This window comes from Sheuella amnicola (genome assembly GCF_010499255.1).
Classification (GTDB): Bacteria; Pseudomonadota; Gammaproteobacteria; order Burkholderiales; family Burkholderiaceae_B; genus Zwartia; species Zwartia amnicola.
Genome location: NZ_JAAGRN010000005.1, coordinates 196,277 through 211,783, shown reverse-complemented (window position 1 = coordinate 211,783; position 15,507 = coordinate 196,277). Strand labels below are relative to the sequence as shown.

The following is a 15,507-nucleotide window of genomic DNA, read 5'->3' as shown; positions in this document are numbered from 1 at the left end:
TTTAGGCTAATGAATTGTGCTTAATCAGCGTACTGACCCGCAGCTTTGAGCAGAGGAGCCCACTTGTTGATCTCTGAGCTCAACCAAGCCTGAAGAGCGGCCGGATTCTGCTGGGATTCAGGAACAATCACGGCGCCCAGATCGTTAATCTTCTGGATGACGGCGGGATCTTTCAGAGCGGCTTTCAGTGCTTCGTTAAAGCGAGCGATTGCCTCGGGTGGGACGCCTTTGGGGCCATAGATACCATGCCAGACAACGATCTCGAATCCTTTGAGGCCGCTTTCGTTGAGCGTGGGCGCATCAGGCAAGTATGACAGGCGATCCTTGGTGGTCACACCATAGAGCTTGACCTTGTCAGCCTTGATCTGTGGCAAGGTTTGGGTTGTCTGATCGCACAGTACGTCAAGCTGACCGCCCAGCAAGGCTGTCATGGCCGGACCTGTACCCGAATAGGGAATCGCGGTGAACTTGGTGCCCAGTGATTGCTGCAACAAGGTGCCACACAATTGCGAAACAGCGCCTAAACCGGCGTTCGCCAAGTTGATCTTGTCGCCTTCCTTTTTGGCATAAGCGATGAATTCGCCCATGTTGTTAGGAGGGAAGTTTTTGCTGCCCAGCAGAGTCATGGGGACGTCTGCGATCAGGCTGACGTACGAGAAATCTTTCTCGACGTTGTAAGGCAGCTTGCGATAGAGCGTCGGTGCGGTCGCCATGCCATTGTGATGGATCAGGAACGTATAACCATCGGGGGCGGCTTTAGAAACAGCTCCAGCGGCAACAGTACCGCCAGCGCCAACACGGTTTTCAACCACGACGGTCTGACCCAGGTTCTTGGTCATGGATGCGGCCAGTGTACGGGCCAGTACATCGGTTGGACCGCCTGCGGCAAACGGAACAATCAGGGAAATCGGCTTGCTCGGGTACGTTTGAGCCGATGCTGACGTGGCTAGAACGGTTGTGGCAAGACCCAGGGCGGCAACGAGGCCGCGAACGGTTTTTGCGATTTGCATAGGGACTCTCCAAGTACGAACTTGTTACTACTGCTTAAAAAAAGAAATGACTTCCAACGGTCATTTTACTGCTAAAAGTCCGCCAGCAAGGCTTGGCGTCTAGCTTCACGGACGGTTTCCCTGATTGTCTGAGGTGTTGGGGCGAGTTTGGCTGCGGCACCGGCATCCAGGGATAGGATCGCACTTAGCCACCTTTGCCAGTCACGGACTTGTAACGGTCGTAACACATTAACAGTATGAATCAAACCGATGAAACGATCGGGTTTACGCAAAGCGTCGCAAGATTCCATAAGAGACAGGACGCGTTCGACGTTTTCGTTTTTTTCGGGATGAACCTCGTCTTGAGCGGTTTCTATTGCATCCAGTTTCGACAATACCAATTGCAACAGCCGTGCCATGTCGCCGCAATCGGCTGGGGCCCGCAACTGTTTCGAAAGGGATGCCAAGTCAATGGTTTCGACACATAACAAGGCGTATCGCGAGGATAGGGCAAGGCCTAGTTCGGAAGCGGAATCGACGGCTGTGCGGACGCGCTTGCTATCTACCCAGTCGACCAGTACCCGAGCTGCAGCACCCGTATCGGCCAAAATGTTGAGCATGCGAGAGGGCTGTTCACTCATGAGTCCGCGAGCGATCTCTTGCCAGACGCGCTCGGGGACGAGGTGATCGACTTCGCCCAGACGAACCATTTTGCGACATAGTTCGAGCGTTTCCGGGGCGATGCGAAAGTCCGTAAAGCGAGCGGCAAACCGGGCGAGTCGCAAAATCCGCACCGGATCCTCTTCAAATGCGGGGCCGACATGGCGCAGGATTTTGTCCCGCACGTCTTGCGCCCCGTGCAATGGGTCGATCAGTTCGCCCGAAATGCTCTGGGCAATGGCATTGACTGTTAAATCACGTCGTTTCAGATCATCTTCAAGCGTGACATCGGCACCTGTATAAAAAGTGAAGCCCTTATAGCCACGGCCGGATTTGCGCTCGGTGCGGGCCAGTGCGAATTCTTCTTTTGTGATCGGGTGTAAAAAAACCGGAAAGTCACCACCTACCGGTATGAATCCCCTATGCACCATATCTTCCGGCGTGGAGGCGACGACAACCCAGTCACGATCCCCGTGGGGCAGTCCAAGTAGGCCATCGCGCACGGCTCCACCCACGATGTAGGCTTGGAGGCCCTTGAGGTAAGGATCCGGTTGCGTGGTCGTTTGAGACATCAAAGTGCCATTACTGCGCGTTTGCGCGACCGTATGGTTGAGGCGCGATCTGACCGAGCCGCTCTTTTAATGATTGAGGTTGCCCGGTAAATAACGCAGCGTAATAGGTTGCATTGGAAAGTACGTTCTTGACGTAATCACGTGTTTCGTTAAACGGGATGGTTTCGGCAAAAATGGCGCCTTCAACTGTTGAGTCAAGTTTCGATCGCCAAAGCATCGGACGACCGGGGCCGGCATTGTAGCCGGCACTGGCCAGAACCTGAGAGCCGCCAAGGTCCGCCAACACCATGCTCAGATAGTTTGTACCTAGCTTGGTGTTGGTGTCGAAATCATTGACTTTTTGGGGCGTGAAGTCCGTCATGCCGATTTTTTTGGCAACCCATTTAGCTGTCGCAGGCATGAGTTGCATCAATCCCGATGCCCCCACCACGGATCGTGCGTCCATGATGAATCGCGACTCTTGTCTGATGAGTCCGTATACCCATGCCGGATCGACATCGATCTCTCGTGCTTGCGCGGTGACACGTCCTTCGAACGGGGCGATATATCTTTGCGAAAAATCGAATTCTTTGGATGTTCTGTCCGAGGTGTTCACGACACGATCGTAGATATGTTCGTGACGGGCAAGCTCGGCGGCGGCCATCAATTGACGATCTGTCATGCCGCGCAGTGCGAAGTTCCATTCGGGCACGGCATCACCGCGCCAGCCTCGTTTGAACAAGGTGACCGCACGCCGCAAGCCTAGGTGTTGGCGTGCTTGTTCGATTTCTTCTGCTGTGACGGGGGAAGGTTTTTCGGGTGCGACAATTGTGCGCCCCAGTTCTTCGGACGCGAGTTGTCCGTAGAAATTAAAATGATGGGCAATCGATTCGTAAAGTTGCCGGGCATCTTTTTCTTTACCTTGTGCGGCAAGCGCCCGGGCTTTCCAGTACACCCATGTAGGATCATTGCGCTGCGGCAGTCCCATCTGATCGATGGATCGCTGTACCCAACCCCAGTCCACTTTGGCTTGGCGCAACGATGCGCGAACGCGCCAGGCGTGGTTTGTATCCGATAGTCTGATGCCAAAAGTTTCGCGATACCAGCCGTAGGCGCGTGGGTCGAAACTAAACACAGCCAGCGAAGCGAATTGTCCGTAGACCCACTGCAGATTCAATCTGGGTAATTTGTTGGCCCAAGTGGTGCGAACGAGCTCTTCGGCTTTATTCAGATCGGTGCGTGCAACACGAGCCAGGGCAATGGCAACGATGTCATTGACTGCCGTTGAGCGATCCCCCGACTGCGCTGCAAGCCATTTTTGCGGGTCACGCATCATGGCATCATAGGTGGCCAGATCGTTTGAGTCGAACAGATAGGCGGCAAAGCGACGCGCTTCGGTAACTTTATTGTTTTCGATAAAGTCCTGCAGATAAGGGAGCAACTCATTGCCCGTGAGGACTTTGTCTGCAACGAGTTGATCGAATAGTTTCCAGCAAGCGCCAACGGGGGCAAAGACCTTGGTGGCTTCGGCTACAGTCGCCCGTTGCGCTGTCATATGCCTGGCTTCGAGTTGTGCGCAGCTGATTTGGCTGTTGCCATTCAGAACCGGACTGAGTTCGAGAACAGTGATGAAGTCTCCGGAACGTGCGGCATGCAAAAGCCATTCGCCTCGCAACTTATCAGCCAGAAAAGAGCCTTCGTTTTTTTTCAGAAAGCGCATCAATGCCTGATGCGTATCGGGCATGTTTGCCGCTGCGATCTGTGTACGCAGATACCAGTACTCGGGATAGATGCCTAGGATATCGCCGCTAGCGGGTCCGATCTGGTTTGAAAGCTGAGTCCACTGCTTGTTGTTCATGGCCTGTCGGGCAAGTACGACAGCTTGGGCTGCAGGCGTGGAGTCGGGGGCGGCGATAGAGGGGCCCGGACGAACCGAGGTGTTGGGTTGTATAGTCGAAGAACCCGTCCTGGATGACACAATGGGTGTCGCAACATCCGGCATGCCATCGGCAAGTCTGGGTGTAACCGAAGGGTTGGCTAAGTTCGTTGCATTTGTTGTACTTGTTGCATTTTGTTGCACAAGGGTGCCATCAGGTTGCATGATGAAACGCGCCGGGCCATCACCTTGCGCTTGAGAGCAAGCCGCAGGCACCCATGCCGACATCGCAGCCGCACCGAGTATTGCAAGAAGATTTCGACTAAGCTTGGAATTCTGATACTTTGCTCTTGAGCGCATAAAAACGCCTCACCTCTATTCGTCCGCATCGTTACATATGCTAAAGAATAACGCAGACCAGCTCCGTCAACGTCTTTTGGCTTCGCGCAAAGAGATTTCTGGCGCGCAGCAGCAACAACAAAGCTTGCAAATCTGTCTTCATCTCGAAGATTGGTTGGATCAAGCGGTGTCACAGTTACGTATAAATCATGCGCGAACCGATTTAGTCTTTGCCGCCTTCTGGCCGTTAAAGGGCGAACCGGATCTGATCCCTTTTATGACAAAGGTGCATGAAAAAGGTTTCGCAACGGTGCTACCTGTTGTGGTGAAGCGGGATGCGCCGCTTGAATTCCATCAATGGCTGCCGGGGATGGAGATGGTTTCCGGGGTATTTGGTGTCAAAGAGCCTTCCAGCAAAATCGTGCTGCGTCCTAACGTCGTTCTTGTGCCCACGCTTGGTTACACCAGTCATGGGGATCGCATGGGCTATGGCGGCGGCTACTATGATCGCACTCTTGCGCAGCTTCGCGAATCGGGGCGGTTATTGACCATTGGCGTGGGTTGGCTTGAAGGTCGCATCAACCTTGATCATGGTGGTTACCAGCCGGAGCCGCACGACATCACTCTGGATGGCATATTAAATGCGCAGGGATGGTTAAAGCCTGTGACGGCGATCACCACTTGAAAATCCGATCAAGCCGCCATCGATATTCCGCCCTACGGCAAGCACTTTAAACAGTTCACCCATCTCGGCCTCGGAAGTGAGTTTTTGAATGGCTGTTTGAAAGTTTGCCCGGTCGCGCGGCGAGGCGGCATCTCGGGCTTGTTGTCCAAAGTGATCGAGCAAGCCGGCGTTGAGCAGAAAGCGCGCCTGCGAGGTATATCCCAGCACATCCAGGCCACCGGCAAGAGCGGCATCGGCCATAGCGGTGAAGTCGACGTGCGCAGTGATGTCCTGCAGCCCGGGTGCCATGAATGCGTCATCATGCGCTAGATGCTGAATATGGCACATTAATGTGCCGCGATGGCGCTGCGGATGGTAGTACTCGTGCTGTGGAAATCCGTAGTCGACCAACAAAGCGGCACCGCGCGTAAGCCATGTTCCTATGCCTTGCACCCAGCTTTCGGCTTGTGGATTGAATTCCGAGCGATAGTCGGGCAGGGTGGGCATGCGGTGTTTAATTTGATCCGCAAGTGTCGCAGGGGCGGGACGATCTTCAAACTGAAAATGTTGGCCGTTCCAGATTACGCCACGCTGCATTAATTGACCATCCGCAGACCAGGCAAATAGCTCCGCAGGCATTGCGTCCAGCACTTCATTGGCGACCACGCAACCCGTAAATTCGGTCGGGATGGTGTCAAGCCAATTTACGCGATTGTTCCATTTTGCGAGACGTTGTTGTTGACGTAGCTTTAGATCGCCCGAAACTTCAAGAATGCTGTAGCGTGCGTTGATACCTTGCTCGCTGAGCGCAGTGAGGATGTCATCAGCTAGCGCACCGCTGCCGGCACCGAATTCGAGAATATTCAGTGATTCGCTTTGATGCAGAATCTGGGCAACTTGGTTGGCCAATGTGAAGCCAAATAGCGGCGTCAGTTGCGGGGCGGTAACGAAATCACCGCTTAATTGCCTGGGATTTTGTTGCGAATCATCACCAGACGAACCTGCAAGCTTGATGCTGCCTGCCGAGTAATACCCCAGTCCGGGTGCGTAAAGTACCGAGCCCATCCATTGACTGAATGGAACCCAACCACCGGCGCGCTCGATTTCCTGCAGCAAAAAAGCGCTGACGCGCTGGCTGTGAGCCAGTGCGTCAGCGCTGATTTTGATGGACGTTTCGCTTGCCATCGGTTTGGCTAGAGATTAACGACCGCCGCCAAAGCTAAAGCCACCACGGCGAGGTGCACCGCTTTTGGCTGCACGAGGTGCAGTGCCGGGTCGGGCTGGCGCGCCCGAACGTGCTGGAGCGCCGGAGCGAGCGGGTGCTCCCGAGCGTGTCGATGCGCCGCCGCGAGGCGCGGAGGATTTACCGGCCGGCTTGCCGGCATAAGCGGGTCGATCCGACGGCGCGCGTGTTGCACGTTGCTCGTAGGGAGGACGTGATTCGCCTCGATCGCCGGCGAAAGGATTGTCGCTACGCGCTGGACGATCACCACGATCACCGCGTGGAGCGAAGCCACGATCTGCTTTGTCGCTGCGGCCACCGTAAGACGGCTTGTCGCCGCGACCGGCAAACCCGCGATCTCCGCGATCACTGCGGTCAGCGTAGGACGGCTTATCTGCACGAGGCGCATATCCGCGATCACTGCGATCGCTTCTGTCGCCATAAGACGGTTTGTCGCCACGCGAACCATAGGATTTTTCACCACGGGGTGCAGGACGTTCACCAAAACGGTCGCTGCTGCGGCTGTTGCCCCAGCGACCGCCGCGACCACTGCCGCTGCGCGACGAGCCGCCCTCGGGGCGTGCGCGTGGAGTAATTTGAGGTTCGAGTCCGGGGATCACATCCGAGGCAATCGTGTAACCGACAAAATGTTCGATACGACGCACTTTGTGTCTTTCGCTGTGGACTGCCAGCGTGAACGCCAGGCCATCGCGACCGGCACGACCTGTACGACCGATGCGATGAACATAATCTTCAGGCTGCATCGGCAGATCGTAGTTGATCGCATGGCTGATGGTGGGGACGTCGATACCGCGGGCGGCCACGTCGGTTGCGACCAAAATGCGGATGCGTCCATCCTGAACATTGGACAAGGTGCGCGAACGCTGGCGCTGGTTCATGTCGCCGTGCAGCGCCATGGCTTTGAAGCCCTGGTCGTGCAGATGTTCGGCCAGATCATCGGCACCGCGCTTGGTGGCGGTAAAGACAATCGCCTGATCCAGACTTGCATCGCGCAACAGGTGATCAAGCAGCTGCAGTTTGTGACCGGCGTTGTCCGCATACAGCAATGTCTGTGTGATGTTGGCATGGCGATCGCTTTGAGCCACCATTTCGATGGTCTTGGGGTCGCGCATCATGCGTGCGGCGAGTTTGCCGACAGTGCCGTCAAGCGTCGCAGAGAACAGCAATGTCTGGCGCGACTCCGGGCAACGATCCACGATCGTGTTGATGTCGTCGATAAATCCCATGTCGAGCATGCGATCGGCTTCGTCCAGGACCAGGGTGTGAACGGTCGACAGATCGACACGACGCGCCTGGAGATGATCGAGCAGACGACCGGGTGTGGCCACCAACACGTCAACGCGACGTGACAGGGCCTTGAGCTGGGCACCGTAGGGCATGCCGCCTACAACGGTTGCGATGCGCAGGTCTTCGAGGTTGCTGCCGTACATTGCGGTGGCTTCACTGACCTGAAGCGCCAGTTCGCGCGTCGGGCACAGAACCAGCACTTGCACGCCACGGCCCTTATTGGCTGGCTTGCCGGCGATGCGGTTCAGGGCCGGCAGCATGAAAGCCGCCGTTTTGCCGCTACCGGTTTGCGAGGACACCATCAGGTCGGCACCGGCTAATGCGGCGGGAATGGCTTCTTTCTGAACAGGTGTCGGGGTTGTAAAACCGGTTTTTTCGATAGAAGATAACAAAGCGGGGGCGAGCCCCAACGATTTGAAGGACATGACTTTCCTTTGGGCCATAAATGGCCTTACATGACGCAGCCCGGGATTTTGGTTGACCGGCGGTAGTCGGTTGAATCGAGCATCGTGCCGACCGAATCAACCGAACGTCTGGGCTAGTGGATCCAGGATGACTGGATCATTAAAAGCTGCCCACGAAAGGAAAGGAGGTCAGGAATCGATGATGAAAGGCACCTGATTGGGTCAAGCCCATCAGAGCTGCGGTGCGCTGAAAATTTCAAACTAGGGTTGCGCGGGTGCCAAATACAAAATTGCAGTGCCCGAACTATACCTGCTTTTTTTATTGGGGTAAACCCTTTGGTAAAAATATTTATTCTTTCCAGTCAATGGGTTGGCGATTTTGTTGCAAAAGCCATTCATTTGCCTGCATGAAATGATCACAACCTAGGAAGGGGACGGGGGGGCGCCTGGCTGAGAGTGGCGAGGGATGGTTGGCCATCAGAATCAGATGTTGTCCCCGGTTTTCGATCAAACTGCGTTTAGCTTGCGCATGATTTCCCCACAGCATGAAGACTTTCGGCGCAGAGTCGGTTGCGACCGCCTCGATGAGCGCATCGGTCACGACCTCCCAGCCCATCTTGGCATGGGATGCCGGTTTGCCGTCTTCTACTGTCAGGACTGTGTTTAACAGTAAAACACCTTGTGTAGCCCAGCGCGTGAGGTCATTGCGTGCCGGCGCCGCTAGGATCGTGTCGGAAAACTCGCGGTCGATTTCGAGGAATATGTTTCTAAGACTCGGGGGACGAGCCATGTCATCCGGAACCGAAAACGCCAGCCCTTGTGCTTGCCCGGGGCCGTGGTAAGGGTCTTGCCCGAGGATCACCACCTTGATATCCGAAGGATTCAAGGTGCGTAACGCGCGAAATGGATCTTGCGGATAGATCGTGGCGCCGGCCTCGCAGCGGGATTTCAACATCCGGCAGAGATCGGAAATAGCCTGAGTGACTGTGGGGACGGCAAGCACTTTGCGCCATGTGGCGCAAAGAGTCATGCATTGTGCCTGCAGGTCAGGATCAAGCAACTGATTGGCGGGCATATCGGCAAAGAGTCGTTTAAGATTTGACCGATTGTCTGCGCGCCAACATTGCCTCGAGCGCCGAATGACGCTGGAGAATCAGTCTGGCCTGCATGGCGACTGGGGCGTCGACCATGCGACCTTCAAACGTGCACGCTGCTCGTCCGGCTTTGCATTCTGCCTCGTATACCTCAAGCAAGGCGCGGGCGCGTTCGACGCTTGCGGCAGGGGGACTAAAGGCTTCGTTAGCGGCCTCAACTTGTGATGGATGGATGCAAAAAGCGCCTTCGAATCCCAGCTTGGCGGCACGTTGCACGGTGGCACGGAATTTTTCCTTGTCTGCGAAATCCGCAACGGAACCGACAAAACCAATCGGCGCAATGCCGGCACGACGGCAGGCGGCGACAGCCATCACGTTGGGTACATACAGTCCGTCATTGTCGACCGCCATGCGTAGCGATACAGCCAGATCTTCGGCTCCGACAATCATGGCGCAGAGCCGTGGGTGCGACTGAGCGATATTGTCCATGTTGTGCAGACCTTCGGCATCTTCGACCATGGCGATCAGGCGGGTGTGGCCAATCGGCAAACCTGCTTCGAGTTCGCACTCGTCCAGAATTTCAGATACGGCGCGAATAAAAGAGCCGTCAGGCACTTTAGGCAGGGTCAGGGCTTTAACCGACTGGCGAACGCATGCTTCGATATCGCGCACCATCATGCGCCAGGGGCGATTGATGCGGACGATGACGTCATAGCCTGCGGCTGAGGCGCGATCGGCAAGTTCGCCGATGCGGGCACGCGCGCCATCTTTCAGGTCGGGCGCAACGCTGTCTTCCAGATCGAGTTGAATGGCGTCGGTTGGACGGCGCAAAGCGCTTTCGAGAAAACGATCGCTGCTTGCAGGCACAAACAGCATTGAACGCCAGCTAAAGGGAGTTGCAGTAGTCATTACGTAAATAGGTCCAATTTAATTGTTGTTAAAAATGTTAATCGACACGCGCGCCGGAAGCATTCACGATTTCGCGCCATTTGACGATGTCTTTTTCGAGACGAGCTTTCAGTTGGTCAGGTGTGTCGAAAGCCAGTTCGACGCCTTGATCCGAAAGCTTCTTTTGCACCGAAGGCTTTTGCATCACGCGAGCAGTAGCCTGATACAGCGTATTGATCACCTCGGGCGACGTGCCGGCTACGCCAAACAAGGCAATCCACAAATCGCCACCGAAGCCGGGGATTTTTTCACCAATGGCAGGCACGTCGGGCAGGGCAGGATTGCGTTTTTCGGTGCTGACCCCAAGGGCACGCAATTTGCCATCACGAATGTTGGCTAGCGATGAGGGCAGGCTGGCAAAGACGATTGGCACTTGGCCGCCGAGTACATCGACCATCGCCGGGCCAACACCTTTGTAAGGGATGTGCTCCATCTTCAGGCCTGCGCGCTGATCAAGCATGGCGCCCAAAAGATGGTTAAGCGTGCCATTGCCTGCTGAGGCATATTGATACTTGCCCGGGTTGGCCTTGATCAACGCGATGAACTCATCCAGCGTTTTGGCCGGAAAGTTGGGATTGACCAAAAGCACATTCGGAACCGAACCGATTGTCGTGATCGGTGCGAAGTCTTTGACTGGATCGAAACCGACCGATTTGTAGAGCGAAGGGTTAATCGCTTGCGCGCTGTTGACGGTCATAAGCAGCGTGTATCCATCCGGGGTCGCGCGTTTGGTTTGTTCGGTGCCGATATTGCCGCCGGCGCCAGTCTTGTTGGCCACGATGACAGGCTGCTTGAGTTCTTCGGCAAGCTCCGCAGCGATGAGTCTGGCAACGATGTCATTGGTGCCGCCAGGTGCTTGCGGGACAACCATGGTAATGGCTTGATTTGGAAATTTGGCGGCAGTTTGTGCGACGGCTATCGGTGACAATGCTACCGCGCCTGACAGAGACAGGCCTAAAGTGATGGCTGTCTGCAAGCATTGCTTTGCGAAGATGCGACGTTTCATGTGGACTCCCGTTTGATTCGTGAAATTATGCGATTAATTATGCGGATTAATTTGTGTGATTAATTTTTGCGATTAGATTTTTTGGTTTAAAGCTTCTATCAGCGTTCGATGATATGTGTGCATCCGTTCGGTTGTGCTCGCTAGCCGCTGCGCTTGGGCCTGCTTGTTTGCGATATTTGCTGCGGGCGGTTCGGCCCAGACCGGCTGCGGGAAATGGAGGTCGTCCCGCCATCTCGGAATGATATGCCAGTGCAGGTGCGGCACCATGTTGCCGAATGCGGCGAGATTGATTTTATCGGGTCGAAGGACATCGCGCTGCGTTTTTTCGACAAGCAAAACGATGGCCATCAACTCTTGCTGCTGTTGCACGGTCAGGTCGGTCATCTCGGCGACATGCGCTTTCCAGATGACGCGGGTGAATGCCGGATATGCCGCATCGCAGGCGTCGATCACGCGCAAGGTATCGTTATGCCAGAGCAGTGTTCCACCATCGCTATTGCAGAGCACGCAGTCAGTCATGATCGTTCTCTAATGCCTGCACTATTTTCTTGAGCACTTGAACGCGGGCATGCCGTTTGTCATTGGCATCCAGGACATGCCAGGGTGCGGTCGGTGTATCGGTGTGGGTGAACATGTCTCGTGCCGCTTGCTCGTAGGATTTCCATTTGCGTCGATTGCGCCAGTCTTCGCTTGTGATTTTAAATTGCTTGTATTCCGAGTGTTCGCGCTCTTTGAACCGCTTGAGTTGTTCTTCGGGCGTAATGGCTAGCCAGAATTTCAAAACGAGAATGCCATGATCCGTCAATTGCGTTTCGAAGTCGTTGATTTCAGCATACGCGCGAGTCCAGTCGCGGCGAGGGATGAGCTTCTCAACCCTTTCGACCAGAACACGACCATACCATGATCGATCGAAAATGGAGATGCGCCCATGGCCGGGCACATTCTTCCAGAATCGCCACAGATAGGGCAGCGCATGCTCGGTCGGATTGGGCGCGGATACAGGCATGATGTTGAATTGCCGTGCATCGATTGCTCTGGTGATGCGGCGGATCGCTCCGCCTTTGCCGGCTGCATCCATGCCCTCAAAGACAACAGCAAGCGCTTTGTTTTTGAATCGTTTGCTCCGAACTGCTTGTGCCAGCCGATTTTGCCATTGCAGGATTTCGGTATCGTATTCCGGCTTGGAAATGGTTGCGCTTTCGGGCAAATGATCAAGCGGATTGCGAGGGTTGTTAAGCGGAGCAAGCGCGCCCGGATCGTGAAATGGCGGGACTTTGACGGATGGCGTTTTGAGTGCGCGCAGGATGGTTTGCGCAGTGCGTACTGCGCGTATTTTGGGGTCGGCGCTGGGAATGATAATCCAGGGAGAGTGCGGCGCATCGGTCGATTCGATGATCAGTTGTCCAGCACGGCGGATCGACTTGAATTTTTTATGCGCTTTTAAATCCAGCTTATCGACCTGCCAGGCCGTTGACGGGTTAGCCAGCAGCGTTTTGAATCGTTCGTGTTGCGCATCGCGCGAAAGATGGAACCAGAGCTTGATGACTTGAACGCCATTTGCCACTAGATTCGATTCGAATCTGCGCATGAAGAGGATATTTTTCTCGAGCTGATCGTGATCGAGATCCTTTTTTGCGGCTTGATGAAAAAGCCTGGTGTAGCCGGATCCGAATGCGATGGCGATTTCACCTTTTTGCGGCAGCCTCATCCAGAAGCGCCTCGCGGCCGGATACATGTTGTCATGTTCTGTCGGCTCGGGAAACGCAATAGTGTGGATGTGACGGGGATCCATCCATTCGTTGAGCAAGTTGATGGTTTCGCCCTTGCCTGCGCCATCGATACCGGCCACCATGATCAACAAAGCCCGATCACGCTGTTTCAGATGTCGATATTGCTCGTTGACGAGTTTGACCCTGAGTTGCTCTTCAAGGCGCTTGAATTCGACTTGAGACAGACTTGGATCCGCTTCCGCTTCCTGAAACATGATGCCTCGGATTTGATTGAGTATCAGTCAAGCATAGATCTAAAAAGGCGGGATCGCTATGCGAACAATCTTTCGAGCTCCACGCCGGGGTCCGCCGCGCGCATGAAGGCTTCGCCCACCAGAAAGGCGTGCACACCATGATCGCGCATGAGCTTGACGTCTTCGGGGTGAAGGATGCCGCTCTCGGTGACAACCCGTTTGTTTGCCGGGATGCGAGGCAGCAAATCAAGCGTGTTTTTAAGTGACGTTTCAAAAGTGCGCAAATTGCGGTTGTTGATGCCAAGAAGAGTAGTTTTCATGTCGAGTGCGATTGCGAGCTCGTCGGCATCGTGCACTTCCACGAGTACGTCCATGCCCAGCTCGATCGCCAGCGCTTCGAAATCGAGCAGTTGATCGCGCGTGAGCGCCGAGACGATCAACAAAATGCAATCCGCTCCCATCGCGCGTGCCGAAATGATCTGGTAGGGATCGACGATAAAATCTTTGCGAATCACGGGCAGGTCGCAAGCTGCCCGCGCCTGACGCAGATAGTCGTGCGATCCATGGAAAAACTGCACATCGGTCAACACCGACAGGCAAGCTGCGCCGTGTTTGGCATACGTCACTGCGATGTCTGCGGGGTGAAAGTTTTCGCGCAGAATGCCTTTGGATGGCGATGCCTTTTTGATTTCGGCAATGACGCCGGCACGCCCCTGTGAGATCTTGTTTTCGATGGCTTGCGCAAAGCCTCGCAAATCCTTGCGAGCCAATGCTTCACGCAGCAGATCGGCTTGGCTGCGCAATTTACGTGCGGCGGCTACTTCTTCCGCTTTGACTGCGAGAATTTTCTTGAGAATATCGCTCATGCTGCAAACTTCCGTGTAAGCGCGCAAAAGGCATCGAGCTTCTGGCGCGCGGCACCGCTGGCAAGTGCTTCGAATGCCATGTCGATACCTTGTTTGATCGTTCCGGCCTTGTTGCCGACATAAATGGCGAGGCCCGCATTCAATGCGACGATATCGCGAGCCGTGCCGGGTTGATTGTTCAGCGCTTCGAGGACGCGTTCGCGCGACTCCTCTTTGCCGTCGACTTTGATGGTGCGATTGGACATCATGGTGAGACCGAAGTCTTCTGGATGTATTTCATACTCGCTGATCACGCCGTCTTTCAGTTCACCGACCAATGTGCCTGCGCCGAGCGAGGCCTCGTCCATGCCATCTTTTCCGTGAACGATCATGACGTGACGCGAACCAAGCTGCTGTAATACCCGCACGAGAATGCCGACCAGATCCGGGTGGAACACCCCCATCAACTGGTTGCCCGCACCGGCCGGGTTAGTCAGCGGCCCCAGAATGTTGAATATGGTGCGCACGCCGAGTTCTTTGCGGATCGGAGCGATGTTTTTCATGGCGCCATGGTGCGCGGGGGCAAACATGAATCCAATGCCGACTTCCTGTATGCATTGGGCCACTTGATCGGGCGTGAGATTCAGATTGGCACCGAGTGCTTCAAGCACATCCGCGCTGCCGGAGGATGAGGATGAACTGCGACCGCCGTGTTTGGCGATCGGTACACCCGCCGCAGCGGCTACGAACATGGCGGTGGTCGAGATATTAAAGGTGTTGCTGCCATCGCCCCCCGTGCCACACATGTCCACCATATCTTGCGGATTAGCGACATTGACAGGGGTGGCGAATTCACGCATGACTTGCGCTGCTGCGGTGATCTCTCCGACGGTTTCTTTTTTGACGCGTAGTCCCATGAGCAAGGCGGAGGCGATTGTCGGCGACAGCTCGTTGCGCATGAGCATGCGCATCAGGTGCAGCATCTCATCGTGGAAAATTTCGCGATGCTCAATGCATCGATTCAATGCTTCGACCGGGGTGATCATGCCGCATCCTTTTTGCTTGCGTCCAACTCGAGAAAATTGCGTAGCAGTGCGTGGCCGTGCTCGCTCAGTACGGATTCGGGATGGAACTGTACTCCATAAATAGGCAGTGTTTTGTGACGTACGCCCATGATCTCGCCGTCGGCGGTTTCGGCTGTGATTTCAAGGCAATCCGGCAGCGTGTTGCGATCAATCGCTAAGGAGTGGTAACGGATCACGGTATAGGGCGAAGGCAGTCCTTTGAAAATGTCGGTGCCTTTGTGGGTGATTTCCGATGTTTTGCCGTGCATGATTTCTTTGGCGCGGATGATGTCGCCGCCAAAAGCGGCGCCGATCGCCTGATGCCCGAGACATACGCCCAAAATCGGGATTTTGCCTGCGTAGCGTTTGATCACATCGATGGACAAGCCGGCTTCGGCGGGTGAGCGCGGGCCGGGTGAAATGCAGATGTGATCGGGCTTGAGTGCGTCGATTTGTTCAAGCGTGATCTGGTCGTTGCGAAATACGCGCACATCCTCGCCAAGTTCGCCGAAGTACTGAACCAGGTTATAGGTAAAAGAGTCGTAGTTGTCGATCATTAAAAGCATGGCATCTA

The 15,507-nt window shown here is 55.1% G+C and carries 14 protein-coding genes; 1 reads left to right on the top strand and 13 read right to left on the bottom strand.

The features are described from left to right. Positions 1-20: 20 nt before the first annotated feature. The 3 genes from G3I67_RS09150 to G3I67_RS09140 form a co-directional block, all read right to left on the bottom strand. On the bottom strand, positions 21-1,010 hold the full coding sequence (locus G3I67_RS09150) for a tripartite tricarboxylate transporter substrate-binding protein (protein ID WP_163654514.1): 990 nt from the start codon (positions 1,008-1,010) through the stop codon (positions 21-23). 71 nt (positions 1,011-1,081) lie between these two features. Beyond that, on the bottom strand, positions 1,082-2,221 hold the full coding sequence (locus G3I67_RS09145; RefSeq protein WP_163654512.1) for a tRNA nucleotidyltransferase/poly(A) polymerase-related protein: 1,140 nt from the start codon (positions 2,219-2,221) through the stop codon (positions 1,082-1,084). 10 nt (positions 2,222-2,231) lie between these two features. Next, a complete protein-coding gene (locus G3I67_RS09140; protein WP_375539308.1) occupies positions 2,232-4,436 on the bottom strand; it encodes a lytic transglycosylase domain-containing protein in 2,205 nt (734 codons plus the stop codon). Positions 4,437-4,473: 37 nt separating this feature from the next. On the opposite strand from G3I67_RS09140, the gene G3I67_RS09135 reads away from it, so the two are divergent. Next, positions 4,474-5,100 (top strand): 5-formyltetrahydrofolate cyclo-ligase, encoded by a 627-nt coding sequence (locus G3I67_RS09135; protein ID WP_163654510.1) that lies wholly within the window; start codon positions 4,474-4,476, stop codon positions 5,098-5,100. On the opposite strand, the gene G3I67_RS09130 is transcribed toward G3I67_RS09135, so the two are convergent. From G3I67_RS09130 to G3I67_RS09085, 10 genes are all read right to left on the bottom strand, one after another. After that, a complete protein-coding gene (locus G3I67_RS09130) occupies positions 5,071-6,264 on the bottom strand; it encodes a class I SAM-dependent methyltransferase (RefSeq protein WP_163654508.1) in 1,194 nt (397 codons plus the stop codon). The genes G3I67_RS09135 and G3I67_RS09130 overlap by 30 nt on opposite strands. Positions 6,265-6,279: 15 nt before the next feature. Further along, complete coding sequence (locus G3I67_RS09125) at positions 6,280-8,034, bottom strand: DEAD/DEAH box helicase (RefSeq protein WP_163654506.1); 1,755 nt, start codon at positions 8,032-8,034, stop codon at positions 6,280-6,282. 328 nt (positions 8,035-8,362) lie between these two features. Next, positions 8,363-9,088 carry a uracil-DNA glycosylase gene (locus G3I67_RS09120; protein ID WP_163654504.1) on the bottom strand — a complete coding sequence of 242 codons (726 nt, stop codon included), beginning with the start codon at positions 9,086-9,088 and terminating at the stop codon, positions 8,363-8,365. 16 nt (positions 9,089-9,104) lie between these two features. Then, positions 9,105-10,016, bottom strand: a complete 912-nt coding sequence (locus G3I67_RS09115; protein WP_163654502.1) for an HpcH/HpaI aldolase/citrate lyase family protein — start codon at positions 10,014-10,016, stop codon at positions 9,105-9,107. A 37-nt stretch (positions 10,017-10,053) separates the two neighbouring features. Beyond that, positions 10,054-11,061, bottom strand: coding sequence for a Bug family tripartite tricarboxylate transporter substrate binding protein (locus G3I67_RS09110; protein WP_163654500.1), 1,008 nt, complete (start codon positions 11,059-11,061; stop codon positions 10,054-10,056). Positions 11,062-11,133: 72 nt separating this feature from the next. After that, positions 11,134-11,580 carry an HIT family protein gene (locus G3I67_RS09105; RefSeq protein WP_163654498.1) on the bottom strand — a complete coding sequence of 149 codons (447 nt, stop codon included), beginning with the start codon at positions 11,578-11,580 and terminating at the stop codon, positions 11,134-11,136. Further along, positions 11,573-13,045 carry a polyphosphate:AMP phosphotransferase gene (pap, locus tag G3I67_RS09100; RefSeq protein ID WP_163654496.1) on the bottom strand — a complete coding sequence of 491 codons (1,473 nt, stop codon included), beginning with the start codon at positions 13,043-13,045 and terminating at the stop codon, positions 11,573-11,575. The genes G3I67_RS09105 and pap overlap by 8 nt, the downstream gene beginning before the upstream one ends. Positions 13,046-13,101: 56 nt before the next feature. Further along, a complete protein-coding gene (gene trpC / locus G3I67_RS09095) occupies positions 13,102-13,890 on the bottom strand; it encodes an indole-3-glycerol phosphate synthase TrpC (RefSeq protein WP_163654494.1) in 789 nt (262 codons plus the stop codon). Further along, entirely contained in the window at positions 13,887-14,915 is a 1,029-nt protein-coding gene (gene trpD / locus G3I67_RS09090) for an anthranilate phosphoribosyltransferase (protein ID WP_163654492.1), read from the bottom strand. The genes trpC and trpD overlap by 4 nt, the downstream gene beginning before the upstream one ends. Then, complete coding sequence (locus tag G3I67_RS09085) at positions 14,912-15,499, bottom strand: anthranilate synthase component II (RefSeq protein ID WP_163654490.1); 588 nt, start codon at positions 15,497-15,499, stop codon at positions 14,912-14,914. The genes trpD and G3I67_RS09085 overlap by 4 nt, the downstream gene beginning before the upstream one ends. Positions 15,500-15,507 lie beyond the last annotated feature (8 nt).